Consider the following 25,258-nt stretch of genomic DNA (forward strand, 5'->3'; position numbering starts at 1 on the left):
CGAAGCCAGTCAAGTTCGGCGCCGGTGATTTCTGCAGCGAATAGGTGCGCCCGGTGGGTCGTCATGTGCTTGGATTCCTGGCCGCGGATGCGAGGAACCTCGGATGTTCATGGCTCGTAATACGATAGGGGTCCCCTCAATGAAAGCGAGCGACGTTGCGTACCCTTGAACCCTCTGCGTTGAAGCCGCGCACGCCGAGTCGAACTACTTTGTTCGTAGTCAGTGCGGCAGCGCTCGTCCTCGTTGTTGTTGTTGCTGCCGTCGTCGGGGCGCTCAGGCAAGGCGAATCGCGACCAGAGGGGGCCGGGCCCACCCCCATCGAAGCCGCAACGTCAAGTGGAAGTCCGAAAGCGGACACGGAGGTTCTGCTGGCAACGATCACGCAGCTCGGCGGCGGCGATGACTGCCGGAACTTCGTGTTCGACGAGAGCTTGCGCGCCGAAGCTGACGTGATGCTCGAAAGCCTCCCGTACTACGGGAACAACGCTGAACTCGTTGGAGCCATGCTGACCGCGGGCGCGTACCTCGAAGGCACCATGAGTGTCTTCTTCACCCTCCAAACCGACCTGGCGCAGCAGGTGACCGTCAATGACATCCGGGCCGAGATCATCTCCGAACGTGAAACGATCGAAGGTGGCACATTCGTTGAACCTCCTCCGTGCGGCGGGGACCCGATCGACCAGATGCATCTGCTGCTGAACGCACCGGATCAGGGCCCCTACACGATCGATGAGGAATCCGGATACCCCACCGACCGTGCGTTCTTCGAGGAGCAGGTCATCAACGTCGCGCCTGGAGACAAGCAGGCGGTCATGGTCAAGGTGACGTTGGATCACGAATTGCCCGGTGGCGCGTACGAGTACCGGCTGGTAGTCGACTACGAGGTCGACGGCGAATTGGGATCGGTGAAGATCGACAACGGGGGCGCACCATTCCGAATGACCTCGCTGTCGTGCGACCAAAACCGATTCTTCGGAAATCCGGAATCCGACTGGGGGGAAGAAGACCCAGGCTACGTCGAGATGTCCAACGCGTTTACGTGTGAATTCAACTGATCAGTCCGCCGAACTGGTCGATGAGCCCCAAGAGCGCGAGGTGCTTGTGTGAACCCTTTCGTCACTCGCAATCAGGTACGGTCCTTGCACGACGAGGTCCGCGCGCTGGCTAGCGAGCAGCAGCGAACGAACCAGTTGCTGACCGAACTCATCGAACAACACCAGCTTGCGTGGGAGCATCAGCGCCGATTGTCGGAGCATGCGGTCCGAAACGGCACCAGTCTTTCGACGATCGCGCTATCGGTAGCCATGATGGGCTTCGTGGTCGGCTTGCTGGCGGTGTTTGCGACGTTGCCTGCTTCTCCAATGAAGGTTGTCGGGACGGTCACGGCTGGTGTTGTCATACTTCTCTTCCTTGGCCTCGCCGCTCGTCACTTCCTCGTAGCATCCCAGTCACGCGTCGAAGACGACGAGGCCGAAGGCGTCGACGAAAGCGATCCGCGGTGACGTTGACGCCACGCGTATTTCGTTTTACTTCCCGGACAACGATGCCGCCATCACGGGGTTCCTCGAGTTCTTTCGAGGGCTTGCCGACAGCGATCACGACTGCCGCCTCACGGCCACCGGCGGCGCTGAGGCCGCGACGCATCGTTCGATAGCCGTGACATCAATAGTCGAGCTCGTCGAAAAGGCGTACAAGTGAGGGGGGCCGCTCCCCAGGAGCTTTCAAGAAATCATGCAAGATCTGCGTATTTTCGTCGATGCATTCCTTTACGCCCTGCGCGGCTTCCCCTTGACTCTCCATCCACTGCAAGTTGATCTCGGTGTGCTCGCCACCCCAGTAAGGGCGTGTCTCAGTTGGTGAGGCCAGTGTCAGCTGAGGTTCTTGGGATCCGTGGTTCCCGCTCGAGAGGGATTTCGAGCCGGGCACCATGAAGGGAATCCGCCCAGCGGGAGGACTTTGGTCGCCGTGGTAAGTCACCGGCATCCTCTGCACCCCAGTCACCATCGCCATCGCCCGCAGCCCCTGCGCAGAAGCCCACCTCACCACGTGGACCGGCGGCACCCCGCAGATGTTCACCCTCTTCGCCGCCATCACTGCCCTGGCAGCGCCCATCATCCTGGTGGAACACATCGCGAAGCGGCCCCTGAAGGTCCGTGCAATGGGCGAAGCGAAGGTTCCCAAGTCGGCGCTTCAGCGGCGCCCGCGCCGCAAACACAGTCCACTGACGGTGAAGGGGTTACAAACCCGCACGCGCTGGCCAGACAGACCTGACGTGCGGTGACCAGGCCAGCTCCCGGTACCGGTCTCAGTACTGAGGTCCGGCACGGGCTGAAAGGCGCGTGGGTTCGGCTCCTGCCCTGGCTACGTTATGGCCCGATTCGGCGACCACATCAGCGAAGCCATCCAGCGCGCTGCAGAACAGGTCCTCGAACTCTTCCACACCAGGCCCACAACCGGCAAGGCGGACAACGCCACCACCGACTGAGAGGAGCCTGGCGGGAGATTGTCGCGCTGGTCCCATCTCATCGAGGAGCCCCCTGGTGCCGCTTCGGCGTCCTTTACCGAACTTTCATGGTGCAGCGGTGCAGGGCGGAGTAGAGGAAAGCCAATCTGCGCTGCTGAGCTTGAGAACCCAAACGTGGGAAGCGCTCATCTACTCTGGATCTGCAGCCAGAAGGGATGGGGCAAGCTGATGCCGGAAGTGCTGAGAAATCAGGAAACTCCTGGGGCTCCACGGTCAACGGGGCTTGCGTTCATGGTGGCGCGGGCGCTCTGAAGCGATGCGAACCACTATGGTCTCTGGTGTCATCGCCGTTGTCGTGGCTCTGGGAACCCTCACTGTTCCACCTCTCATCAAAGCACTCTCGGATGACCCGCCTGCGCCTGAAGTGCGGCTCGCGAGCGTGATTGTCCATGAACCTGACGGCGATGTGGCGTCCATGGAGTTCACAATCCATAACACCGGTAGCAGCCGTGGGATCGTGGAGGAAGCGGTCTTCACCGTAGAGGAGGTCATCACCGTGGTCCCCTGTGTCGGCGGCGGCATCGTTGAACTCTCGGCGGAGTATGACCTGCTACTTCCTTCGAGGGCCGAAAAAGGCGACCAGTTCACCGTACCCGTTAGTCAGCAGGTCGGTCCTGACGAAGCTGACCGTTTCGCTATCAACGCCCGCTTGGACCAGGCTGCCATGGGCTTTGAGACGTTGTTTCGTTTGGATGTTCAGCTGGTCGTTGACGGGCCGGCAGAAGATCTAGCCGTCGGGACCGTCATAGTCTCTCTGCCTCACTCACCAGCGAACAGTTCGTTGACTTAGAGGCTGTCTCAGTTGGTGAGTTTCTTGTAGCAGGTGATGGCGGCTGCCAGGGCGAGGAATGCGGCGAAGAGGTGTCCATGGCGTTCGTATCGGATGGTCAGGCGACGGTAGCCGCCGAGCCAGGCGATGGTGCGTTCGACGGCCCACCGGTGGCGGCCGAGGCGGGTCGAGGACTCGATGCCGCGGCGGGCGATGCGGTCGCCGATCCGGCGTTCGCGCAGTGCACGGTGGCAGTCGGGGATGTCGTAGGCCTTGTCTGCGTGGAGCTTCGCGGGTTTGCGCCGACGCGGGCCGTGCCGGGACCGGATCTTCGGGATGCCTTGGACGAGCGGCTCCAGTGCCTGACTGTCATGCAGGTTCGCGGCCGAGACGCCCAAGGCGAGGGGCAGGCCCGTTCCGATCGGTGAGGACGTGGATCTTGCTGCCCGCCTTGCCGCGATCGACCGGGTTTGGGCCGGTCAGCGATCCCCTTTTTTAGCGCGCAAGCTCGCCGCGTCAACAATCGCCCGCGCCCAGTCGATGTCGCCGGTGGCGCCCAGTCGGTCGAGGACGGCGCGGTGGAGCTTGGCCCACAGGCTGGCCTCGGACCACTCGGTGAAGCGCCGGTGCGCGGTCTGGTGCGAGACCCCGAAGCTCGGCGGCAGGTGCCGCCAGGCGCATCCGGTGGTCAGCACGAACACGATCGCCGCGAACACCTGCCGGTCATCGGCCCTGGGGATGCCACCGCCCTGGGTGCGCTTCGGCGAGGCCGGGATCAGCGGTTCAGTAATTTCCCACAGCCCATCGGGCACAAGACGTCTGGTGAACTGGTCCATCGCCGAGTGATACCAGACCTCTTGCGCAGCAACAGAGACGCGTTCAAAGATTGAATCTCCGAGTCAGGATTGAGTCTGGTCCCGAGACGCATCCTCAGCATCAGACCATCCCCGTCATCGGGGGATCGCACTCGCATCCAGGCGGCCACGAATGACGATGAACGGCGGCAGTCCGGCGCGTCGGGGCTGCTCGGCGACCACGCTCGCATCGGGGACGGGCTCTGCCATCGCCTCAAGGGCGAAGCCGTTTCCGATCAAGGCGGTGACATAGGTGCTCAGCATCCGATGCTGGTTCCCGGCACGACGCACGCCCTGCGGATTGGTCGAACGCCAGAAGCCTTCGGTCGCGTAATCACCGACCACCCGGCGCAACGAAGTCTCCTGGTCCGTCCAGCTCGCGCCGGGCGCTTCGAAGCACGGATGCGGGATGGTGAAGACGACCTGGCCTCCGACGACCAGCACCCGACGGATTGCCTGGATGGCGGTGTTCAGATCGGGAACGTTGTTCAGCGACAGGCCTGCGATTACCCAGTCGGTCGATCCTGACGGGACCGTGGCGAGGCTGCAGCCGTCGTCTACGACGTACTCCGCACCAGTCTGGTGCGCGCGCTCAGCGGCGAGCGCATGCTCGATCATGCGCTGGGCTGGATCGATACCCAGGGCCTTCGCTCCCCGCTCGGCGACCGCGCGCGTCAGCAGGCCCTCACCACAACCCAGGTCGACTACCCGCTCACCGTCCAGGCTCGCAGGCAGATGTTCGAGGAGTATGTCTCGTGCGAACTCATGCATTGCCGAGCCGGCATGCAGCCGCTCGGCGTACCAGTCAGCGATTTCGTCCCAGGCGTCAACCATCGCGCCGAGCCTACTGGTTCAGGATCAGCGACTCGGTACTGGCGCATGTCCGCTTCGATAGCCAACACGAACTTCGCCATTGAACCCGCCAACTGAGACAAGCTTTAAGCGGATTTCGGGTGCTATCCGATCGCGGGTTCAGAGCCCATATCCTCCGCCGTGAAGCCCCGGTGATCCTGCGTGCAGATCACCGGGGCTTCATCTATTTCTTCATGCTTTGCGCTTTGGTGCAACGGTTCGAGGATGAGGGCTTTCGGGTCTCCTTGCCGTCATGGAGTGCACGGCGCTCATTGCCTCGCTTTCAGTGGAGTCCGTAGGAGCGGATCGTGGTCTGGGTGACTTCGGTGCCTGTTTCGTCGGTTGCGGTCAGGCGGGTGGAGACGTACTGGGCGGTGCGGGGGTGGTCGAGTTCGACGGTGCCGGTGCTCCCGTCAAGGTCGACGTCGACCGCCTTCCAGGTCCGTCCGTTGTTATAGGACACCTCGAAGGTCATCTCCCGGGCCGTCACGGCCTCGCCCATGACGTCGAGCAGTTCGAGGGTGAGTTCCTGGTGGCGGTCCTTGGTCCAGCCGCTGTCGATGCCCTCCGCGGTGATGCCGATCGCCGGGAGGGTGAGCAGCGAGCCCTCAGGGTCGACCGAGGCCGGATCGAGGTCGAAGGTCCATTCGACAGCGGATGTGGTGGCGAACGGTCCGATCGCGGTGCCGCGCGTCCCGTCCACGGCCAGGATGTAGCGGCCGGCAGCGGGTTTGGTGAGGGCGAAGCCGAAGCCGCCGAACGGGTCGATGCCGGCAACATGGTCGATCTGCTCGCAGTCGAGGAAGAGGGTCGCATCGCCGGTGTATCCGAGGAGGTGCAGTTGTTCGCCGTTGATACTGGCGCCCAAGGTGGCGCCGGCCTCGATGTAGGTGACGCCGTCCGCGTTGAACAGGCCCGCTCTGCTCGCGCCGGCGGTCAAGGGGCCGTGCGGGAACGTCCGCTCGGACTCGCCGGGTTCGAAGGCGAAGTCCGCCTGCTCATGGAAGCCGTCCACCAGGAGCAGGTCGTCGTCCGCGTGGTAGAGCCCGCCCTCGATCAAGTTGCTCCAGTCGATCGCGGGATCGGCGGTGAAGAGCTCCAGTCGTTCGGAGGGGAACGACGTGGCCGCCAGGAAGCAGCCGGGCTTGCCGATGGGTTCGACGTGGTCACCCTCGTTGCAGGTGTAGCCGTCGACGGCCTTGCCGAAGCCGCGGTATTCGGTCTGGACCGCCGCGAGTTCGTCGTCGGCGACGCTGAAGGCGGTGTCGTCGGGAAAGCCGCCGTGCTGGGCGAAGGTCAGGTTGTACGCGTAGGGCCCGCCCTTGGAGCCGGTCAGGGTCGGCTGGAATTTGAAGGCGAGGTCGTACCCGGGCACCTCGGTCTGCGGCATGAGATAGCGGTCGATGCCGACTGACCCGAAGCTGGTCAATTCGACGCCCGAGCCGTCGGGAGCGGTGGCGGCCAGCGTGAGGATGTCGCTGTCCAGTGTCGCGTCGGGACGTTCGACCTCGACGGTGACGGGTTGGGCCTTGGCGCCGTCGAGGAGGAGGCCCATGCTCTGGTCCCCGATCACGACATGGGTGAGGCCGTGGATGTCCTCGCCCGGCTCGGTGTCGGTGGCGCCGTTCCCAAACGAGTAGATGAGGATGTAAGTGCCGGGCGCGAGGTCGGCGGTGGCGACGCCGTCGTCGAACTCAAGTGAGCCGTTGTGTGCGAAATCGGCGGTGTCGAACCACTTGGCGCCGCTGCCGTCGGGGATGCCGCCGAAACGGTCCTTGACGGTGACGGTGAGCGTCTGCGCGGCTTCGGCACCGGCATCATCGGTCGTCGGCGGCAGGCCCGCGTACTGCTCCAGTTCGGACGTCTCGACGTCGGCGGCGTCGGCGTGGCCGTCGGCCATGAGCTGAGTGACGTTGTAGCGGCGGGAGTCCTCGGTACCCGAAAGGATTTCTTCGGACTTGTCTTGCGGGACGATGATCGTGTCGCCGCTGCCGTCCGCGGCCGGGACCGCGAGGAATCCGACGTCCTCGCGGCCTTCGGCGGGCAGGAGCCCGATCGTGCCGTCCGGTTGCATCCGGACCTGGTCGCCGGTCGGCAGCAGGACCGTCTCCGAGGCCTGGTCCGAAGTGTCAAGGGCAGCAGGCTGGTCGGTGACCTCTTGGCCGCTCGTGGGTGCCGCTGCTGTGGCGGAACCGACGGTCAAGACGGTGAGGACAGCCGTGACGAGCACGGCGGTGCCTCCCGCTGCGAAGGCGGGCAGTCGGCGACGGCGCACAGCGCCGCGTGATGGCTCGGGAGTCGACGAGAAGTCGTCGTGGTTCGTCATGGGGGCTTGACCTTTCACTGGTGGTGGGAGAGAGGAGTCACGAGCGAGACAGCGCCGATACGACTCCGTACCGCGACTTCGCTTCTGGCCTCGATCGACAAGGGAGGCAAACGGAACCGCCTTGTACAAGGCCAAGATCGAGGTGATCGACGACCTGGAGTCCGGTCAACGCCAGGGCATCGACCTGGCTGGTAACGAGCGCTGAGACACGCGGGCGGGCGGTGCGGAAGCCCTCGGCCCGCCTGCGTGTGCGCTCAGTCGCAGGAGGTCAGTCGAGCAGCACGCCTGCGGCGAGTCGCCGCAGCTCGGCGACATGCCCGGCGAAGGCCGCGCGCCCCTGCTCGGTGAGGGCGGCCCAGGTGCGGGTGCGGCCGTCGACCGGCGACTTCCGCAGGTTGAGGTACTCGGCGTCTTCGAGCGCCTTCAGCTGCTTGCTGAGCACCGAGTCCGAGACGCGGAGCGCGTCGCGTAGGGTGGCGAACTCGACCTCCGACACGGTCGAGAGCATCGAGCAGATGCGCAGCCGATTGGGCGGGTGGATGGTCTCGTCGAACTTCGGCTTGGTACTCATGCCGATTCCCGGAGTGCGGCCTGCATCGCCTTGTCGAAACGGCGGCCCCACACCACGGTGAAGGCCGCGACGACCACACCGACGGCGATCGCGCGCGGCCAAGGGTTGTTGTAGATCTCGGTAACCGCCCAGTAGTTGCCCACGAGGAACAGTCCCACGCTCATCCAGACGGCCAGGTTGCGCCGTTTGCGCAGTCCGGCGGCGTGTGCGTCGGACAAGACGCCGACCCGGCGGTAGTAGAACCTGGACAGGAGGATCATGCCGACGACGTAGACCGCCAGAATGCTGCCGACGATGATCGGGACGAGGGGGACGACCGCGGCCACGAACCAGGTGATGCCGCTGCACGCGACCATGGTCATGCCGCCGGTGAGGACGCCCAGGGCCGGGTGGTACCACCAGGGGGAGACGAGCTGGTCGGCGATGTCCGCACGGGACTTGTCTATGGACGCGAGAGCCGCTTGGGCCGCTTCGGGGTTCACTGAACTTTCCATACCGGAAAGCTTAGCGGACGATTTTCTATCTCGTCAAGTCAATGCTTTCCGTTCCGGAAAATCTCTGCGCCCGATCCATCGGCCGTTGACGCCCATTACCTGGTTCGAGCGCCAGGGCGAGCGAGCCGGCGTGCACGGCTTCGAAGCCCGGTGAGGCGGCGAGTTCGTCAGCCGACCACTGCCAGCCGGCGGCCCTGTAGACGTGCTGGGCGGTCGAGCGCACCATCGCCTGGCTCGGCGGCTACCGCCGCCTCACCATCCGATATGAGCGCCACGGCCACCTCTTCGCCGCATTCCTCGTCCTCGCAGCAGCCCTCACCTGCTACAAGAAGCTCACCAACTGAGACAAGCTCTTATTGGTTGATCATCGCGTGTGGTTGTTGTGGGCGATGATGTGAGGGTGGACATGCGCAGGCTCTCACCGTCGCAGTAGGAGGCGCTGCGGAAGCGGGTGATGGCCGCGGTCCGGGACGGCATGAGCATCGCTGAGGCGGTGCGGGTGTTCGGGGTCTCGCGCGGTTCGGTCCGGAACTGGAAGGCGCGCTTCGATACCGGCGGCGCGGTCGGCTTGGATTCGGGGACGCCCGGGCGGCGTGTCGGTGAGCAGACCAAGCTGTCGACTTCGGAGGCCGACGCACTGGTCGGGTCGATCGTGGACTACGAGCCCGATGATCTTGAGCTGGGCGGGAAGTTGTGGACCCGCCGCAAGGTCTGCGTCCTGGCCGAACGATTGTTCGGGGTGTCCTTCACCGAGCAAGGCATGGGCAAGCTGCTGCGGCGCATGGGCTTCAGCTTCCAGGGGTCGGACAAGCGGGCGATCGAAGCCGATCCGGAGGCGATGCGCGAGTGGGTAGAGGAGACCTATCCCGCTTTGCGCGAGCGGGCCCGCTCCGAGGGGGCGGTGGTCTTGTTCGGCGACCAGGTCGGGGTCCGCTCCGATCAACTGTCCGGGCGTACTTGGGGTCGCAAGGGACAGACACCGACCACGGCGCGGACCGGGAACCGGTTCGGGCTCAGCGCGATGTCGACCATCTCCACCAGGGGCGACCTGCACTTCACGATCTTGAGGGACAAGTTCAACGCCGAGGTCTTCATCGTCTTCCTCGACCGGCTGCTGGGCCAGTTCGAGGAGAAGATCCACCTCGTCGTCGACGGGCACTCCGCCCACCGCGCCAAGAAGGTCGCCGAATGGGTCGCCGACCGGAACGACCGGATCGAGCTGCATTTCTTGCCCGCCTACGCCCCGCACCCGGGCCCCGACGAGCTGGCGGGCGCCGATCTGAAGCACACGCTCGCCGACCAGGTCATCACCGACCGGGCCCAGATGGAGCGATCGGTCCGGGCGTGCTTCCACCGCGTTCAGAAGCTCCCGACCCGTGTGCTCAGCTACTTCCAAGCGCCGCATACGAAGTACGTCAGCTCAACCCTCTAGTTCGACTGTGAGGTACTACGGTGGAGCAATTTCCTCCCCGAATCCGTCGGCCGCATTGTGAAGGAGCGACCGTGACCCTACAGCGACACTTCACCGCTTCCGTCTGCGTCTTCAATGACGATGGCGCGATGCTGCTCGTCCACCACCGGAAACTCGACCTTTGGCTCTACCCAGGTGGCCACATCGATCCCAACGAGGCCCCGGACGAGACCGCCAAACGCGAAGTGTTCGAGGAGACCGGAATCGAGGTGGAGATCATCGCGGAATCCCTTCCCTCCTACGCCAACGTCACAGCCCTCATCCCGCCATGGCGCATCATCGAGGTAGCTACCGAAGACAAACACATTGGCCCTCACCATCACATCGACTTCATCTACGTCGCCCGCGTTGCCCATCCGGGCGCCACGCGCGGCTCCGGACAATTCACCGTCGCCGAGGACGAAATCGTTGACTGCCGCTGGGTGCCAATCGACCGATTCGAGGACTACAAGACGCCCTCCGTGCTCCCCAAGCTCGCCGCCGATGCTGCAGATTGGGCCCACCGAGTCCAACGATCGAACCCAACCTTCAACCAATAAGTTTCGGATCAATAGAACTGGTTTCAGGTTGGTCGCTGCTCACCATGTGTTGTCTGGCTTCGGCTGCCGAGCACGGTATGAGGCGGCAGCGGCGGGTGCATCCGACGAGATGTCGGGCGTGTCGTACTCCCTCTGTTGTAGGGGAGCAGTCGGGATCGACTTCGGGTTGACCCTGCAAGTCCGGTCCTGGACTGACGACTGGCGGCGCTTGACCCGGCATCATGGAACCGCCCGGGCCGCCAGGCTCGCAGCATTGCATGACCGAGCTGGGAGGCAGCAGCAATGAGCGATCCCATCGACTTCACCATATGGGTACGCCGACGCGGCCACTCGATGACCGCCTTTGATCTGGACGCGGATCTCGATGAGTTGGAGCCGCTGCGGGAGATCGTCGGGCACGCCCGAGTGGTCGCGCTCGGCGAGAGCTCCCACCACGTGCGCGAGTTCTATCAGGTCAGGCATCGCATGATGCGCTTCCTGGTGGAGCGGTGCGGCTTCACCGTCTACGCGCTGGAAGCGCCGTTCACCCAAGGGCAATCGCTGGAGGCGTGGTCCAAGGGCGGCACCGAGCCGGTCGCGGCGGTCGCCTCCGCTGGCATTGCCGCGAACCTCGGCGACTGCACCGAGATGCACGAAGCGCTCGAATGGATCCGGGTCCGCAACGCCGAGGGGTCCTCGCTGCGCTGCGTCGGCACCGACCTCCCCGGCGCGGCCGGATCTCCGCTGCCGGCGCTCGAAGCAGTCGAGGCGTACGTGTGCGACGCCGATCCAGGAGCGCAGCCGCTCTGGAAACAGGCAGCCGATGTGGCCCGCCGCTTCGACGGCCCCTCGATGCTCCGGTCCATCGCCGCATACGCCGAACTCGAACCGGCCGACCAGAACACGCTCACCAGTGCGTTGAGCGGGCTGCTCAGTCGTATGGAGCGGGCCGCGCCGTTCCTGGCCCGAAGCGACGACCGTGGCCGCTATAGTGCGGTGCGCCATCACCTGCGTGGTGCCTGGCTGGTCGATCAGCTCCACCGCGCCAATCTCACCGACGGCTTCGCATCGGCCTCGGCCTTCCGCGACCGGTTCATTGCCCACTCCATCCAGCGGCTGCTCGACACCAGCCCGCCTGGCACCCGGATCGTCCTTGCCGCCCACAACTGGCACATCAAGAAGACCCCCGATCCGCAGGAGGGCACCGTGCCGCTGCTGACCGCCGGATACCACCTGGCTGCGGCCCTCGGCGACGACTACCGGGCCATCGGCATCACCCACACCAGCGGGCGCACCGCCATCGCCGGCCCCCACCCCGACGACCCCGCCGACTTCGCATTCATCGACGCGCCCCTGCCCGAAGCCCCAGCCGACAGCATCGAGGCCACCTTCCCCACCCAAGCGCCCTGGACTCTGGCCGACCTGCGCGCCGCCGCAGCAGACATCGAAGACGCTCCGGCGTTCAAGAAGACCCGCATGTCCGACTACTTCCTCAACGAACCCGTCTTCGACGCCTTCGACGCCATCGCCAACGTGAGCGACACCGTCACCACCGACTTCGCCCTCCCCGCACCATAACGGCGCGCTTCACGCGACCCTGGTCAAGCGCCGCCAGCAGATGAGCGCTGCCGCCAACGCGGTGAAGCCCTCGTGCATGAACAGGTACCGGTCACCGGACGTCGGCTGCCACCGCTACCGCGAAGACTGGGGAATGGCATACGGGTGGGTGGGAGGCGCGGCGGGGGAGGAGGAGCTGCGCGACTTGGAGAAATTGAGAGTCCACAGGGCATCGTGGGTGATCTTGTCGTCAACGTAGCCCCGAGCTCGGAAACGATCTCGACTTCTCTTGTTGTGCAGGGTCTGGTCGGTGTCGGCGGGGCCGTGGAGGCGCTGTCGGACCCGACCCTTCTCGGTAGGTGCAGCGACCGGAGCGCCTTGCGTCAACATGCCCAGCCCTGTCGGCGAAGCAGCCCGTGGGTTTGCCGCTCGGGGTCCGGTAGTGGCCTCATAGACGGGTCCGACGGCGGACCCGGCCTGTCGTGCTTGGTGCCCCACCTAGATTCGAACCCAGACTGTGCGGGTCTTGAGTCCGCTCTCTATGGCAGTTGAGTAGTAGGGCCGGCACCGGTGGTCTAGCCGGGAGCGATGCTATCTGCAGACCACTGGTGTCCGGGGGTTCTGGTAGCGATCGTGGCTGGGGGAGGAACGGGAGGTTCACGCGGAGGTTACCTCAGCGGTGAGCTCGTTGATCGTCCGGTTGTTGGTGGTGACGGAAAACCCGGCACGAAAGGCCTCGCGCTAAGAGGGATGCGGAGATTGCCCAGTGCCGGCTCGCAACGGCCAACTCGGTCACCCCGCTTGTCGCTTGCCCGCACTACGCTGTGGGAACACCGATTCGGGAGCTTGGAGGTCAGCGATGACAGGACTGGCGGTCGATCTGCTCGCTCAAACGCGGACTGGCGACATCGCTGCCGGCGTGGTCGGCGTACTCGGGCTCCTGATGACGGTCCTTGGGCTGTTGTTGAACCGGAATCAATCCCGGCGCACCCAAGATGAATCCAAGCACGCGCAACAGCTGTTCCAGAGCGCGAAACTCGACCCCGCAGGGCGGACGATCCGTCTGGGCGTCCGGCCCGGGAGTGGAGGCGAGCGTCCAGACTCCGAGCTCGACAGCGCGACAGCGATCAGGAAGACAACGTTGCAGGAGGCCGAGATCTACCTGCAGCACCACCGGATCGCTCTCAGGCACTACGCGGCCTTTCAGCAAGCCGCGCTGTGGTCAGGGCTGCTCGGGTTCACGGTCGTGCTCGTCGGTGCGACGCTCACCTACTTCGCCGGTCTCGAAGTCGGGGCGGTGACGGCGCTCGCCGGTGCCATCCCGGCCGCGGCGGGAGCGCTGCTCTTCCGCCAAGCGAACATCGTCGGTGCACGAGCAGCCGAGAATCTGCGCGGGCTCCAAGACAGCGTGCTGCGATACAGGGAGCTCCAAGGGGCGCTGGCGGCGACCGCCGAACTCGCCGATGGTGCCTCCCGCAGCCGCATGTACGAACTCATCGGCATGCGCATGCTCTTCCCGAACGACGAGTTGGGCGCCTTCTTGCAGCAGCGGCCGAAGACTGGGGAGGACGAGGGGCTGGATAGCGGGAGGGTCTGAACCGAGGACGGCTACCTGCGAACCGCTTGCAGGCGCTGTTCGGCGATAGCGCGGTTCTCGGGATCCTCGCGGAGGTGGTCCCTCGCGTATTCGAACATCCTCGCGGCCTTGGTGTATTCACCGCGGTCCTGGTGGATGCCCCCGATGTTGAGCGCCGCCAGTCCTGGCACTCCTGGAAACATCGTCAGCTCGGTGTCGCGTTGCTTGTAGATCTCCCAGTACCACCGCAGCGCCTTCTCGGGGTCACCTTTTCGCTGCGCGATCTGGCCTAGCCAGAATTTGCACTTGAGCCGCACATCTACGATGTCCGAACGCATTGCGAGGTCGAGCGCGGCCTCGGCACCGTCCAGATCGTCTTTGTCGAAGCACAGCATGCGGCCGAGGGAGAACGCGGCCAACGCTCCGACGCTGCTGTCTGGGATCAGTTCGACACAGCGTCGGTTTGCGGCGATGGCGCCCTCCAGGTCACCGAGTTTTTCCCGGCACCACGCGAGTGCGGCATACATGGACACCGACTCGGTCGTCTCACCGAGGTCGAGGAGCTGCGCATAGGCCTTTTCGGCTTTGGCGTACTCGTTCCTGTCGAGGTGGCCCTCCGCTTTCTCCTTCAGGTACTCGAATCGGCGCTGGACCTCGTCTTCGTCGAGTTGCATCGTGGGAGCCGATGCGTCCAGGTCCTCGAACGCGTGCTGCAAGTCGATTCGCGTGTCGTCGTCGATTTCTGCGATGGTGTCGCGCCACGCGTTCGAATCGCGATTCGCTTTGCGCCGAAGCTGGAAGCGGCGCGACAGCCGCTTGTGCCGTACGGCCTTGGTCTTGTCGATGAGCCGGTCCAGATCGCTCTTGATCTCGTCCAAGTGGAATTCGAACGACTCGACCCAGCTGTGGGCGGTGAAGTTGCCGTGCGTTGACAAGTGCTGGTAGAGCACTTGAAATCTATCCTTGTTGGACGGATGGGTCGACTGTGCGCCAGACTCGGTCATACGGGCGCGCCACCGGTAGTGATCGGCGGACGCGGCTTGTGCGGCGCTGTCGACACCGTGCCGGGTCAGGCGATCCTCGACCATATCGAGGAACTCGAAGTAGAGCAGCGCGATGCACGGGGCGGAGAGTGCCATGTCGTGCTTCATCAGCGTCGCGTCCGATGCGAACAGCTCGTCGAGCACATCCAGGCTCGGCTCGAGCCGCCTTCCGCCGGTGAACGCGCCGATCAACGCATCTTGCCCCCAGGCGTCCGCCTCGTGCTCCATCGCCTTGGTGCGCTCGAGGAGGAAGGATTTCGGGTCGCCTCCGAACGATCGCAGCTCGTCGGCGTGGTTCAGCACTGCGTGCCCGTATTCGTGGCAGAGGACGAAGGACGACATGGTCCTGGTCAGCGGCATTTCCATCGCCTTCACCACCAAGGGGATCTCGACGAGCGCCTTGTCCCGCGGGCCTCCCAAGCCGAGGAACTCGAGCGCCGTGTCGACCGCTTGCAGCGACAGCGCCGATCGCGTCTTCGCATCATCGATGAAACTGCTGGTGGTTCCGCCGAGTGTGCCGAGCCGGACGAGCGGGAAGATACTCCGGTTCATCTTGAACAGGAAGCCCGCGAGGCCCTGATGAAAGACGATCGCGGGAACGGGGGAGTCCTTGAACCTGATGCACTCCGCGTTCGGTTCATAGGTCTGCAGGATGCCGACCGGAATCTTCGTCAGGCTCCCGCGCCAGTCTCGCGGTGTCAGCTCGATGGCCGCTTCCTTGAGCTGGATGGCCAGCCCGCCGGTTTCGCCTCCCAGCCTCGCCAAGTGCCTTTCGGTCTTCCTGGCCTCGGCGTTCGTGGCTTTCTTCAACATGTTGCGGGCGTTGCGGGGTGCGGGCGGTTCGTCGAACGTCGCGTTCTGACCCTCGAGGGCGAGGAATTCGACCGTGCGCACGGCCTTGCCGCACGTCGGACAGGATCGGCCGCGGAGATCCTCCGCGACCCGTAGCGTCGCCCCCGTGTTCACGAGCGGTCCAGCCCAGACGATGTGCCTGCATTCGGTACGCCGGGCAAAGAACTGCATGTCCACGCTCCGCTGAGAAGTGGGTTTCGTTCGTGAAAGTCAGTATGCGGGCCCGGTGGGAGGGTTTCAAGGAACGGGTGTGCCAGATCGTTCCGCTGCCGAGAACTTTGCCTGAGACTCGCGTGCGCATCGATCAGAGGCCTCATCCGGACTCCTGGGCATTCGAAAGGGCGGCCCGGCCGATGAGCGTCAGGTCCCGTTGCAGTACGCCGCAACGGCGGCCGGGTCGGGGCCGAGAACCATGCGCCGACGATGAGGATCGGCTGGTCCAGCAGGCACCAATGGCCGACACCGAGCAGGACCCAGAACGAGCACCGCGGCTGCGATGGTGCCGGCATGCTGCCGGGTCGCGGGGCGGCCCGGCAGCGCACGGTCCTAACGGTTCAACGGGGTCTCATCCACCACGGCTTCGAAGTTGAAGGTGCCGGCCTCGACGTCGATGCTGGTGACCGTGATGGTGATGCCGTACTCCGCGTCTGTTGAGACGTCGAGCAGCACGCAGGAGTGGATCGCACCCTCATACAGGGTCCTCGTGCTGGCGTCGCCACAGTCGATGTCGTTGCCCGCCCCCCATTCGGCCGCCACCGCGTCCGCGACCGCCGCGGCGAAGTCTGGGGCGGGAACCACGATGCTGTTCGCGTCGGCGGCCGGTGCCGAGGTGCCGGCCTCGGCGGGATCGGAGGTCGGGGCCTCGCTGGGGGCGTTGTTGGGCTCGGAGGCCACTTCCACGCTGATCTCGTAGTCCCTGCCTTCGACGCTGGTGAAGGTTATGGTGGCGTCGTATTCGGCGCCGGTCTCAGTGGAGGTCGCCACGCAGTCGACCTCCTTGCCTTCACTGACGATGATCGAGTCGTCGTCGCCGCCGCAGTCGAGGTCGGGACGCGATCCGGTCTGCTTCTCCAGGGCGTCCGCGGCCAGGTCTGCGAGTTCTCCGCCGGAAACCGTGGGTCCGGCTTCGGCAGTGCACGCCGCGAGTCCGAGGAAGGCGAGGACAAAGGGCAGGGCCGCTAGTTTTCGGCTGGGCACAACGGGGCCTTTCATTCGCTGGGTGAGGATTGCAGTCTCCTGGCGTGCTTGGCGCCTCCCGGAGGAACGGCGAGCCGGGCGAGCGTTCTGCTTGCGGCGGTGCCTCGCCTCGGACTGCTGCGGCCGTGGACGATGCCGACTTGATCCGACAACTAGGCAATTTTTCCAGCAGGATGAGTGACATACAAGGCGGGACACCGGCGGGACTCCGGCAGGAAAGGATGCCGCTGGCCAACGTCGCCCGCCGATTGCCGGTTGGGCGGAAGTGCCGGTCACGGTCTTCGAGCGCTGCGTGGGGCGGCCGTGCTCGCCGATGCTTTCGCGGGCACCGAGACCGACGACTCGAGAGCGCTGAGGCCTTCGCGACCGGGTTGGGCTTCGTTGTCCCTTATGATCCGGTGGTGAACGGGACAGGGACAGCAGCGGCACGTGTGGCCGGCAAGCGGGCCTCGGCGCCGCGGAGGTCGATGGACAGGGCGCTGTGGGCCGCCCCGGCGGTCTCGCCGTCCACCCGGCCGCACGTGGGCATGGTGCTGCACTGCGCGGGCACGGCGCCGAACTTGGACCAGGTCACCGCCCACGTCTCGGCGCGGCTGGCGCTGCTCCCGGCACTGCGGAGCCTCCCGGCCGGGTCGTCATGGCGCATCGAGGCGGATCTGGACCTGGCGGCGCATGTGCGCGAGCACCACCTCGCCCCAGGTCCGGCGTCGCTCGAGGCGGCGGTGGGCGAGCTCATTGGCGCGCCGCTGGCGGAGCAGGGCCCCGCATGGCAGCTCCACCTGCTGCACGGCCACACCGAGGACGGCTTCGCGCTGCTCTACCGGGTCCACCATTCGCTGCAGGACGGCGGCGGCATCTTCCACACCTTGGAGACGCTGTTCGGGGACGACAGCGGTACGCCCTCCTCCGCGTACCCGGGGTTCGCGCAAAGGCCGCGGGTCTCCATGCGGGACATGATCACCGCCGCGGGCGCGCTCCTCGGCGGGGCCCGGCGGGCCGGGATCTGGGCGTCGCACCCGGCGGGGTTCTCCGACGAGCGGACGCACCAATGGCGCGAGATGCCGGCCGACCGGCTCCGCCGCGCCGCGTCCGCCCGTGGCACCACCGTGAACGATGTCTACCTCGCCGCGCTCGCCCACGCCCTCACCGAAGGGACGCAGCGGTTGCCCTCGGCCCCGGTCCCGGCCGCAGTGCCGTTCCTGGTCCCGGCGAACCTGCGCCGCTCCGGGGAGGAGGACGCACCCGGCAACCGCGTCATCCTCACGTCCATTGCCGTCCCCGGCGGGCCGTGCACCGCCGAAGAGCGGCTCGCCTTGACGCCGAACGCGACCACCGTGCTGCATGCAGCGCCCCTGCGCGAGGCGATGCGCCGGATCACGGCCCTGACCCCGGTCGTCGCGATGACCGAGGTGCTCAAGATGGTGTCGAAGCCCGCCCGCGCGGCGGCGCTCGCCTCCAACCTGGTGCTGCGGCGACGACTCGAGTTCCAAGGCGCGCCGGTCACCCGTGTCGCGCCGGTGATGTGGGCGCCACTCGGCATCCCGGTGGCGACGGTGCTCCTGACCTACCAGGACACCGCGTCGGTGTGCTTCACGCTCGATCCGGCGATGCCCGGTCTCGACGACCTCCCCGACCGCTGGCAGGCGACGGTAGCGTCCTGGACCTGAGCGCCCGCCCCGGAAACGGCGGGGCGGCACGGCGGTCCCATCACCGGGCACGGTCGGCGAAGTTCCCCCGTAAGGATGACATTCGCCTGTCTTCTCTTGTGGCGCTGGCATGTTCACCGGATCATGATCCGGAGCCGAGAGAAGGGCCCCAATGACCTCCCGTACCCCGAGCGACCCGGGCGACCCCAATAGCGCGGTGCTCATCGCCGCCGGAGTCACCGACCTGGTGTTCAGCGGCATCGCCACCGCCCTCGGCAGCGCCCGCAGCCTCCTCGGCCGAGGCGACAAGTCCGCGCTCGCCGAGGACGGCATCACCGAGCTCAAAGCGCGCGGCCGGCTCGCCCTGGGGCGGTATTCCACCGCCTCGCCCGCCTACCTGGAGGTCCTCGCGCAGCACGTGGAAACCCGCCGTGTCCACCGCGACCAATGACATCGAGCCCCGCACCACCCTGAAGCAGCGCGTCGACCTCGTGCTCGGCGCATTCGTCGAGACGGAGACCGGGCACCTCCTCGCCATCGACCAGGACCTGAAGCCCGTCGCCGACCAGCTCCGCGTCGCCACCGCCCACGGCAAGCGGCTGCGCGCCGCGTTCTGCTACTGGGGCTGGCGCGCCGCCGGCCAGCCCGACAGCGACGCGCTCGTCCGGGCCGCGGCCGCAATGGAACTCGTGCACGCCGCCGCGGTCGTCCACGACGATCTGATCGACGACAGCCGACTGCGCCACGGACTCCCCACGGCCCACCTCGCCTTCCGTGGGGCACTGAGCGGACGGCCGCACCGGCGCGGCGCCGCACGGTCGCTCGCAATGCTCACGGGTGACCTGCTCATGTCATGGGCCGGTCAGCTGTTCACCGACAGCGGGCTCCCCGCCGCGTACCTCGCACGGGCGCGCGTCCTGTGGTCGGTGCTCGCCCGCGAGCTCGTCGCCGGCGAGTGCCTCGAGATCCTCCGCACCGGCGCAGAGCCCGACGTCCAGGCCTCGCTCGAGGTCATCCGCTACAAGACCGCCAAGTACACCGTCGAGCACCCGCTCCACATAGGCGCCGCCCTCGGCGGCGCCTCCAGGGAACTGCGCGAACGCTGCACCGCCTACGGACTCCCGCTCGGCGAGGCGTTCCAGCTGCGCGACGACCTGCTCGGCGTCTTCGGCGATCCCGACCGCACCGGCAAGGCCAACACCGACGACATCACCGCCGCCCGACCCACCGTCCTGGTCGCCCACGCCTGGCACGCCGCCACCGGCGCCGAACGGCGCGACCTGCGCCGACTGCTCGGGTCCCCCCGTCTCGACGCGGACGGCCTGGAACGCGTCAGGGCGATCATGCAGCGCACCGGTGCCCCTGCGCGCGTGGAGCAGATGGTCGCCGAACGCGTCGGCACCGCGGTGGACGTCGTGCGCCGCGCGCCGCTGCCCCGGGACACGGCCGACGCCCTGGTCGAGCTGGCGCACACCGCGACCGTCCGCCGAAGCTGAACCGACCGCAAGGAGTCCCGATGACCTACGACCCGAGCGACATGGACCGATTCCGCCGATACGGTGACGAGCTGGCCGACGCGACCGTGGCGGCCCTGTTCGAGAGCGGCGAGATCGCCAAGTTCAACACGCTCATGCGCTACTTCTCGACCGCCGGCCAGGACCTCCCCGAAGGGCTCCCCGAACCGGCGCGCGAATACCTCGAAGCCACCTCGATGCCGCCGCCGTGGATCGACTGGGCGCAGATGGAGCAGGCGCGGCTGTTCTTCATCGACAACAACGTGCACATCTCCACGGCTCTCTCGTTCGCGTCGATGCCCGCCTGCTACGTCGTCCCGCATGTCGCGCAACTGCTCAGCGCCACGCACTCGCTGAAGTACCCGTCCAAGCGCATGGCCGAGACCGGGCAGTTCACCGTGTTCCTCATGCAGCCGGACGCGTTCGAGGCTGGCGGCCGCTTCATCCCCGCCGCGCAGAAGGTCCGGCTGCTGCACGCGTCCATCCGCCGCCATCTGGCCCAGGAGGGCCGCTGGGACACCGCCCGGCTCGGCACGCCGATCTGCCAGGAGGACATGATCGGCGGGCAGATGCTGTTCTCGCTGCTCGTCCTCGACAGCCTCGAACGGCTCGGGGTCCAGATGAGCACCGAAGGCGCCGAGGCGTACTTCTACGCGTGGCGGGTGGTCGGGGCGATGCTCGGCGTCGACCAGGAGCACGCCCCGGCGGACCTCGAGAGCGCCCGCCGCTTCCTCGATCTTTACCTGACCCGCCATATGGGACCGTCGCCCGAAGGCGCCGACCTCACCCGCCAGCTCATCGAGATGTACGAGGAGGTCGTTCCCGGGACGTTCTTCGACCCGATCGTGAGCGCCATGATCCGCCACCTCATCGGTGACACCTGCGCCGACTGGCTCGACGTGCCGCGCTCCAATTGGGACGCGGTCGCGAAGGTCGCGCCGTCGCTCCTGCGGGTCGTCGAGTCGGTCGAGGAGCGCTCGCCGTTCGGGGAGTGGGGCATCGACCGGCTCGGCCACCTCACCACCGTGTTCCAGCTCAGTGCGCTGACCCGGGGCCGGGTCATGCACTACGCGATCCCGGCGGAACTGAAGCAGGACTTCGGCGTGCCGAATCGGCGCGGGCGCTGGACCCCGCCGCGAACGACTGTGGCGCCCTGACCGGAGCACGGCGATGGCGCCGAGCGTTCCCTCCGTCCTGCTTTCGTCGCGTGCGTTCGGTCAGGAGTCGTCGAGGATGTGGGTCTCGGTCAGGTCGAGGCCGTGTCCGACCCATGTGGCGAGTGCAGTGTCGGAGTGCGACGCTGAGGAGGACGTACGAGGTCCGGAGCGCTTGACGCTCCGAACCTCGCCCCATTGCAGCTCGGCGAAGTTCCGACTGGACCTCGGTCAGTCGAGGCCTTCGACGACACGGAAGTCGCGCTCGAAACCGTCGGGGAGTTCGGCCAGCGCCTCCTGGTAGGCCGCACTCGCGCGTGCGGCGACCGCCTGCTCGAAACTGTCGAACTCGATCAGGACGACGCGCTCGGCGACACCGGCTTCGTGCGCATCGACCCGGCTGCCGATGCCGGCGAGCAGCCGCCCGCGTGCGGCCTTGACGGCCACACCGGCCAGTTCGTTGTAGACCTCAAGTTTCCCGGGGTCCTCGATGGCGGGATAGACGCTGACCCAGTAGCCCTTGGGCATGGAACCTCCAATGTCAGGTTGGGTGCTTCGGAATTCGAAGCACCGCTCGATGTGCGAGACTACCGTTTCGGAATCCGAAGCACAAGAGTCGATGGAGAATTATGAACGCGTTGCCGACGCCCATGCCGGGCCGACCGGTCCGCGGTTCCACCACGGGACGATCGTTGATGGCGGCACTGGACCTGTTCGGGCGTCGCTGGACGCTGCGCGTCATCTGGGAGCTGCGGAACGAGCCGCTCGGCTTCCGGCTCCTGCAGCGGCGCTGCGACGACATGTCGTCAAGCGTCCTGCAGCAGCGGCTCGCCGAGCTCCAAGAGGCTCGACTCGTCGAGGTGCTGCGCGACGGTAAATACGCCCTCACCCCGCTTGGCCGCGACGCCCGCGAGTCCCTCGACCCGGTCATCGAGTGGTCGCAGCGGTGGGCTGCGGAGCTTGCCGAGGCCCCGCCCTCTGCCGCCGAGGGCGCCGGGGACGACTAGCGCAACCGGTTCCGTTGTGCTGCAAAGATTCCTGTGGCACCCCGAGCTGATCGGCGCGGGCCGCCTCAGCAAACATCACCAACCTGCCGAACGCAGGCACATGGTGGAGGACCGCCGGCCTGAGCGGCACGGACCCGGGGCGGCGGAGTCCGTGCCGCTCAGGTCAGCGGACGAGGTGCCACTGCTGGTTGCTGCCGTCCCAGTCGCTGTACTGGACGACACTGGCGCCGTCGTTGGTCGCCGCGTTCTGGACCTCGACCGCCTTGTTGCTGTTGCGGTTGATCAGGCGGACGTAGCCGTTGCCGGAGTCGGCCAGGCGGAACTGCTGGTTGGCGCCGCCGTGGTCGGTCCACTGGTGGATGGCGGCACCGTCCGCGGTCGACCAGCTGGACACGTCGAGCACCTTGCCCGAGTGTCGCGCCTTGATCCGGTAGTAGCCGCCGCCGGCATCCACGAACTGGAACTGCTGGTTGCCGGCGTTCGTGCGGGTCCACTGGTGAAGCGGGGCTCCGTCCGCAGTGGACACACCACTGACGTCCAGGACCTTGCCACTGCTGCGATTCAGCAGCACATACCAGGCCGTGGGGTCCGGTCCCTTCAGCGTTCCAAGGCGGGCGAGCTCATAGCTGAGCGCTCGCTCGGGGGCGTCGATCTGGTTCTGCGTGCCGACCACACCTGCCGCCACTGTTCGCGCTTCGGCGAGCGCGTCGACCATCGCCGCCCACGCTTCGGCGGGATAGTCTCCCGAGCCCAGTGATTCGGCGTAGGCGATCGCTGTCTCCAGTTCGCCTTTGTCGAGCGGCCGGTTCTGCGCCGTCAGCGTGTCGCTCAGCAGGAAGTGGTCGAAGTCGACGTGGCCGCCGGTCTGCTGGGTCGCGTAGTTGAACAGTGCGACCCGGTGTCCCATGAAGTGGATCGATCCGCCGAACTCGAGCGGCCCTACGGCGTCGCCGAGCTTGGTCCAATCGATGCCGTCCAGACTGTAATAGAAGGTCGTGAAGAGCTGCCCCTCTCTCCGGGTGAAGTCCAGATCCGCCTTCAGGTGCACCTCCGTGGCATCCCCCAGTTCCGCAGTGGCTCCAGGCAGGAAACGCTCGATCGCGGCCTGGTCGACCGGTGCGGTGAAGGGACGTCCGCGATGGACGACCCCCACCGTGTTCACCCCGTCCACGCGCTGGACCGCGACATACGAGAAGTCCTGCCCGAATGCTGCAAGTCCGGCGACGTCGCCGTCGTTCATAGCCGAGAAGTCGAGCTTCGTCTCGGCCGACTGCCGAGGTCCGAAGGAGCGCTGCGAGAGGGTGTTGCGCGCTTCTTCCAGCCAGGTGAGCTCGCCACCGGAGTCGCGGTGTGTGTACGCACCGGTCACGACCTTGCCGGCCGTCAACCGCAACCACCCCTCGCGATCGGTGAGCGACCAGTACCGGTTGTCGGGTGTGTGGTTCCACTCCCAGGCCAGATCGAGGTTCGACCCGTTCGGGGCGATCTCATCGGGATGCGGCAGCTCAACGGCGACGGAGAGCTGCCCGATCAGTGACACGTCGTCGACCTTGAAGTCCATGAGGTGCGTGTCGGGGTCTGTCGACGGATTGCTCACCCAGGGAGTCTCGATGAAGATGCGCACGTCGGAGAGCGCCTGGGATGCAGGAACCGTGAACGACCCGGACACCTTGCCCCAGGTCCCGCGGGCAACCTCCGTCTGGGGCGTGAGGTTGACGAAGTTCGTGTTGTCGCCGCCGTACCGAGCGGTGATGAGGAACTGCTTGGCCTCCGGGCCGGCAGGGTTGTCGTACTTGACCCATGCCGAGATGTCGTACGTGACGCCGTGCTGCACCTTGCCGGTGACGTCCTGCGCCGGCCCCGATCCCGTGGCGTTCCGCCCGGTGACCGCGAGAGCCGTCGCGCCGGCGTGCGCGTCAGTCGTCGTCGAGAGCGTCGCACCGTCGTTGGCGATCCAGCCCTCGGTGCTTCCGGACTCGACGCCGGGATTGCCGAAGAGTTCGACCCCGACCAGCGTCTCGTCGATGTCGGGCGGTTTCGGCAGCGCCCACTGCTCGTCCTGGAAGGCACGGTGCGGTGCGTCGTTGTCGAAGTCGTCGGACACGACGATGCTCCTGAGCCGCGCGAAGCGCTCCTGCTCCGGGGTGAGCCTGATCGGCTTCTCGAAGACGCCGTCGACCGGCACGACGCCGTCGTCGCCGAAGGTCGGCCACCCGTCGCTCCAGGTCGCCGGGATCAGCGCCGGAATGCGACCGACCGGATACGAGTCGCGGAAGAAGAAGCCGTACCAGTCGTCGTCGCCCGCGTCATTCGAGATGGGCACCAGGCTGCCTTGCGCGAATCCGTTGGAGGCCAGCGCTCCATGGGACTCGTAGGGCGCAGCGGTGTCCGCGAGGCGCCCGAGCAGTTCGGTCGAGCGGAACATGACGACCTGTCGACCGTTGCTGCGCCAGGTGATCATCACCACGTAGTAGTACCCGTCGATGAAGAACACCTGGGCGCCCTCGAAGATCCCGTCGCTGCCGACGTACGGCTCGCTCGCGTAGTCGCTGCGCCGGATGAAGTCCGGGAAATCCTGCTCGACCGCCGTCAGCGTCGGGTTCAGCCGAACCGCGCTGACGCCGCCGTAGATGATGTACGGCGTTCCGCCGTTGGCGTCGTCGAAGAAGAGCGATGGGTCGTGGAAGCCTCGACCGAACGCCGTCTTCGTCCACGCTCCGTTCTCGATGTCGTCGGTGCGGTAGAGGAAGGCGCCGCCGAGGTTCAGCGAATTGATGAGCACGTAGAAGGTGCCTTCGTGGAAGCGGACCGACGACGCCCACTGCCCCTGCCCGTAGGAGTTCGAGCCGTTGCGCAAGGACGCGGCGTCACTGATGTCGAGGCGGTCGAACGCGTAGTTCACGATCTCCCAGTTGACGAGGTCGTACGACTTCATGATCGGTGCGCCCGGGCTGAGATGCATTGTCGTGCTGACCATGTAGTAGATGTCGCGCCCTTCGTCGTTCTGCGACGCGGGGACGCGCTCGACACTGACATCCGGCACGTCGGCGTTCAGCATGGGAACCGTGTAGGAGCCGTCGCCGGTGTCCGTCGTCGTATACGACGAATCGGGATTCCATGCTTCGGCGGCCTGGGCGGCGCCCGTCGACGCGAACACGTCGACACTCGTCTGCTGGGCTTCGGCCGCGGTGAACGGGTCGAGCGTGGTCGCGGCGGCGGCCCCGGCGAACACGCCGGCTCCGCCGATGAGCATCCGCCTGCGGCTCTTAGGGGTTTCCATCCAGGCCATGTGGCCTCCTTAGTCGGGGTTCGCTTCCCCGTCGCCGATGCGTC

21 protein-coding genes and 3 pseudogenes are annotated in these 25,258 nt (G+C 66.3%); 14 read left to right on the plus strand and 10 right to left on the minus strand.

Features of this window, described 5'->3' with window-relative positions; translation table 11 throughout:
* The first annotated feature begins 179 nt into the window (after window positions 1-179).
* From AB0I03_RS15215 to AB0I03_RS15230, 4 genes are all read left to right on the plus strand, one after another.
* Entirely contained in the window at window positions 180-1,055 is an 876-nt protein-coding gene (locus tag AB0I03_RS15215; protein ID WP_360412379.1) for a hypothetical protein, read from the plus strand.
* 84 nt (window positions 1,056-1,139) lie between these two features.
* Complete coding sequence (locus AB0I03_RS15220; RefSeq protein ID WP_360412382.1) at window positions 1,140-1,502, plus strand: hypothetical protein; 363 nt, start codon at window positions 1,140-1,142, stop codon at window positions 1,500-1,502.
* Between the two features lie 566 nt (window positions 1,503-2,068).
* Window positions 2,069-2,281, plus strand: coding sequence for a hypothetical protein (locus AB0I03_RS15225; protein WP_360412384.1), 213 nt, complete (start codon window positions 2,069-2,071; stop codon window positions 2,279-2,281).
* A 511-nt stretch (window positions 2,282-2,792) separates the two neighbouring features.
* Window positions 2,793-3,314, plus strand: coding sequence for a hypothetical protein (locus AB0I03_RS15230; protein ID WP_360412387.1), 522 nt, complete (start codon window positions 2,793-2,795; stop codon window positions 3,312-3,314).
* Between the two features lie 8 nt (window positions 3,315-3,322).
* Here AB0I03_RS15230 and AB0I03_RS15235 read toward each other — a convergent pair.
* The 6 genes and pseudogenes from AB0I03_RS15235 to AB0I03_RS15260 all read right to left on the minus strand — a co-directional run.
* Window positions 3,323-4,129: pseudogene (locus AB0I03_RS15235) on the minus strand (IS5 family transposase).
* 114 nt (window positions 4,130-4,243) lie between these two features.
* Complete coding sequence (locus AB0I03_RS15240) at window positions 4,244-4,981, minus strand: methyltransferase domain-containing protein (RefSeq protein ID WP_360412390.1); 738 nt, start codon at window positions 4,979-4,981, stop codon at window positions 4,244-4,246.
* A gap of 301 nt (window positions 4,982-5,282) precedes the next feature.
* Window positions 5,283-7,325 (minus strand): hypothetical protein, encoded by a 2,043-nt coding sequence (locus tag AB0I03_RS15245; protein ID WP_360412393.1) that lies wholly within the window; start codon window positions 7,323-7,325, stop codon window positions 5,283-5,285.
* 268 nt (window positions 7,326-7,593) lie between these two features.
* Window positions 7,594-7,896 (minus strand): transcriptional regulator, encoded by a 303-nt coding sequence (locus AB0I03_RS15250; protein ID WP_360412396.1) that lies wholly within the window; start codon window positions 7,894-7,896, stop codon window positions 7,594-7,596.
* Window positions 7,893-8,390: a hypothetical protein gene (locus AB0I03_RS15255; RefSeq protein ID WP_360412399.1), complete on the minus strand. Its 498-nt coding sequence runs from the start codon at window positions 8,388-8,390 to the stop codon at window positions 7,893-7,895. The genes AB0I03_RS15250 and AB0I03_RS15255 overlap by 4 nt, the downstream gene beginning before the upstream one ends.
* 97 nt (window positions 8,391-8,487) lie before the next feature.
* A pseudogene (locus AB0I03_RS15260) lies at window positions 8,488-8,580 on the minus strand (carbohydrate kinase); the annotation flags it as partial.
* A 16-nt stretch (window positions 8,581-8,596) separates the two neighbouring features.
* Between AB0I03_RS15260 and AB0I03_RS15265 the strand changes: the two are divergent.
* From AB0I03_RS15265 to AB0I03_RS15285, 5 genes and pseudogenes are all read left to right on the plus strand, one after another.
* Window positions 8,597-8,734, plus strand: a pseudogene (locus tag AB0I03_RS15265) (IS5/IS1182 family transposase); the annotation flags it as partial.
* 95 nt (window positions 8,735-8,829) lie between these two features.
* Entirely contained in the window at window positions 8,830-9,822 is a 993-nt protein-coding gene (locus AB0I03_RS15270; protein ID WP_360413072.1) for an IS630 family transposase, read from the plus strand.
* A 71-nt stretch (window positions 9,823-9,893) separates the two neighbouring features.
* Window positions 9,894-10,400 (plus strand): NUDIX domain-containing protein, encoded by a 507-nt coding sequence (locus AB0I03_RS15275; protein ID WP_360412402.1) that lies wholly within the window; start codon window positions 9,894-9,896, stop codon window positions 10,398-10,400.
* 282 nt (window positions 10,401-10,682) lie between these two features.
* The gene (locus AB0I03_RS15280; RefSeq protein ID WP_360412405.1) at window positions 10,683-11,957 is read left to right on the plus strand and encodes an erythromycin esterase family protein; all 1,275 of its coding nucleotides are present in this window, start codon (window positions 10,683-10,685) and stop codon (window positions 11,955-11,957) included.
* An 838-nt stretch (window positions 11,958-12,795) separates the two neighbouring features.
* Window positions 12,796-13,533 (plus strand): hypothetical protein, encoded by a 738-nt coding sequence (locus tag AB0I03_RS15285; protein ID WP_360412408.1) that lies wholly within the window; start codon window positions 12,796-12,798, stop codon window positions 13,531-13,533.
* 11 nt (window positions 13,534-13,544) lie between these two features.
* Here the strand turns inward: AB0I03_RS15285 and AB0I03_RS15290 are convergent, their stop codons facing one another.
* A complete protein-coding gene (locus AB0I03_RS15290; protein WP_360412411.1) occupies window positions 13,545-15,578 on the minus strand; it encodes a tetratricopeptide repeat protein in 2,034 nt (677 codons plus the stop codon).
* 375 nt (window positions 15,579-15,953) lie between these two features.
* Window positions 15,954-16,604 (minus strand): hypothetical protein, encoded by a 651-nt coding sequence (locus tag AB0I03_RS15295; RefSeq protein WP_360412415.1) that lies wholly within the window; start codon window positions 16,602-16,604, stop codon window positions 15,954-15,956.
* 467 nt (window positions 16,605-17,071) lie between these two features.
* Between AB0I03_RS15295 and AB0I03_RS15300 the strand changes: the two genes are divergently transcribed.
* From AB0I03_RS15300 to AB0I03_RS15315, 4 genes are all read left to right on the plus strand, one after another.
* The gene (locus AB0I03_RS15300) at window positions 17,072-18,271 is read left to right on the plus strand and encodes a wax ester/triacylglycerol synthase domain-containing protein (protein WP_360412418.1); all 1,200 of its coding nucleotides are present in this window, start codon (window positions 17,072-17,074) and stop codon (window positions 18,269-18,271) included.
* Between the two features lie 151 nt (window positions 18,272-18,422).
* On the plus strand, window positions 18,423-18,701 hold the full coding sequence (locus tag AB0I03_RS15305; protein ID WP_360412421.1) for a polyprenyl synthetase: 279 nt from the start codon (window positions 18,423-18,425) through the stop codon (window positions 18,699-18,701).
* Complete coding sequence (locus AB0I03_RS15310; protein ID WP_360412424.1) at window positions 18,682-19,746, plus strand: polyprenyl synthetase family protein; 1,065 nt, start codon at window positions 18,682-18,684, stop codon at window positions 19,744-19,746. Before AB0I03_RS15305 ends, AB0I03_RS15310 begins: the two co-directional genes overlap by 20 nt.
* A gap of 20 nt (window positions 19,747-19,766) precedes the next feature.
* The gene (locus AB0I03_RS15315) at window positions 19,767-20,921 is read left to right on the plus strand and encodes an oxygenase MpaB family protein (RefSeq protein WP_360412427.1); all 1,155 of its coding nucleotides are present in this window, start codon (window positions 19,767-19,769) and stop codon (window positions 20,919-20,921) included.
* Between the two features lie 228 nt (window positions 20,922-21,149).
* On the opposite strand, the gene AB0I03_RS15320 is transcribed toward AB0I03_RS15315, so the two are convergent.
* Window positions 21,150-21,446: a DUF1330 domain-containing protein gene (locus tag AB0I03_RS15320; protein ID WP_360412430.1), complete on the minus strand. Its 297-nt coding sequence runs from the start codon at window positions 21,444-21,446 to the stop codon at window positions 21,150-21,152.
* Between the two features lie 101 nt (window positions 21,447-21,547).
* Between AB0I03_RS15320 and AB0I03_RS15325 the strand changes: the two genes are divergently transcribed.
* Window positions 21,548-21,925 carry a helix-turn-helix domain-containing protein gene (locus AB0I03_RS15325; RefSeq protein ID WP_360412433.1) on the plus strand — a complete coding sequence of 126 codons (378 nt, stop codon included), beginning with the start codon at window positions 21,548-21,550 and terminating at the stop codon, window positions 21,923-21,925.
* Between the two features lie 163 nt (window positions 21,926-22,088).
* Here AB0I03_RS15325 and AB0I03_RS15330 read toward each other — a convergent pair whose 3' ends face one another.
* Window positions 22,089-25,214 carry an RICIN domain-containing protein gene (locus AB0I03_RS15330; protein WP_360412436.1) on the minus strand — a complete coding sequence of 1,042 codons (3,126 nt, stop codon included), beginning with the start codon at window positions 25,212-25,214 and terminating at the stop codon, window positions 22,089-22,091.
* Between the last annotated feature and the right edge of the window lie 44 nt (window positions 25,215-25,258).

The organism is Glycomyces sp. NPDC021274 (assembly GCF_040641195.1).
GTDB lineage: Bacteria > Actinomycetota > Actinomycetes > Mycobacteriales > Micromonosporaceae > Glycomyces.

Excerpts from the sequence above, each read along its gene's own strand:
- AB0I03_RS15320 (WP_360412430.1), bottom strand. The coding sequence starts at position 21,446 with ATGCCCAAGGGCTACTGGGTCAGCGTCTATCCCGCCATCGAGGACCCC.
- AB0I03_RS15325 (WP_360412433.1), top strand. The coding sequence starts at position 21,548 with ATGAACGCGTTGCCGACGCCCATGCCGGGCCGACCGGTCCGCGGTTCC.
- AB0I03_RS15305 (WP_360412421.1), top strand. The coding sequence starts at position 18,423 with ATGACCTCCCGTACCCCGAGCGACCCGGGCGACCCCAATAGCGCGGTG.
- AB0I03_RS15290 (WP_360412411.1), bottom strand. The coding sequence starts at position 15,578 with ATGCAGTTCTTTGCCCGGCGTACCGAATGCAGGCACATCGTCTGGGCT.
- AB0I03_RS15240 (WP_360412390.1), bottom strand. The coding sequence starts at position 4,981 with ATGGTTGACGCCTGGGACGAAATCGCTGACTGGTACGCCGAGCGGCTG.
- AB0I03_RS15245 (WP_360412393.1), bottom strand. The coding sequence starts at position 7,325 with ATGACGAACCACGACGACTTCTCGTCGACTCCCGAGCCATCACGCGGC.
- AB0I03_RS15330 (WP_360412436.1), bottom strand. The coding sequence starts at position 25,214 with ATGGCCTGGATGGAAACCCCTAAGAGCCGCAGGCGGATGCTCATCGGC.
- AB0I03_RS15280 (WP_360412405.1), top strand. The coding sequence starts at position 10,683 with ATGAGCGATCCCATCGACTTCACCATATGGGTACGCCGACGCGGCCAC.
- AB0I03_RS15315 (WP_360412427.1), top strand. The coding sequence starts at position 19,767 with ATGACCTACGACCCGAGCGACATGGACCGATTCCGCCGATACGGTGAC.
- AB0I03_RS15255 (WP_360412399.1), bottom strand. The coding sequence starts at position 8,390 with ATGGAAAGTTCAGTGAACCCCGAAGCGGCCCAAGCGGCTCTCGCGTCC.
- AB0I03_RS15225 (WP_360412384.1), top strand. The coding sequence starts at position 2,069 with ATGTTCACCCTCTTCGCCGCCATCACTGCCCTGGCAGCGCCCATCATC.
- AB0I03_RS15285 (WP_360412408.1), top strand. The coding sequence starts at position 12,796 with ATGACAGGACTGGCGGTCGATCTGCTCGCTCAAACGCGGACTGGCGAC.
- AB0I03_RS15250 (WP_360412396.1), bottom strand. The coding sequence starts at position 7,896 with ATGAGTACCAAGCCGAAGTTCGACGAGACCATCCACCCGCCCAATCGG.
- AB0I03_RS15230 (WP_360412387.1), top strand. The coding sequence starts at position 2,793 with ATGGTCTCTGGTGTCATCGCCGTTGTCGTGGCTCTGGGAACCCTCACT.
- AB0I03_RS15300 (WP_360412418.1), top strand. The coding sequence starts at position 17,072 with ATGGACAGGGCGCTGTGGGCCGCCCCGGCGGTCTCGCCGTCCACCCGG.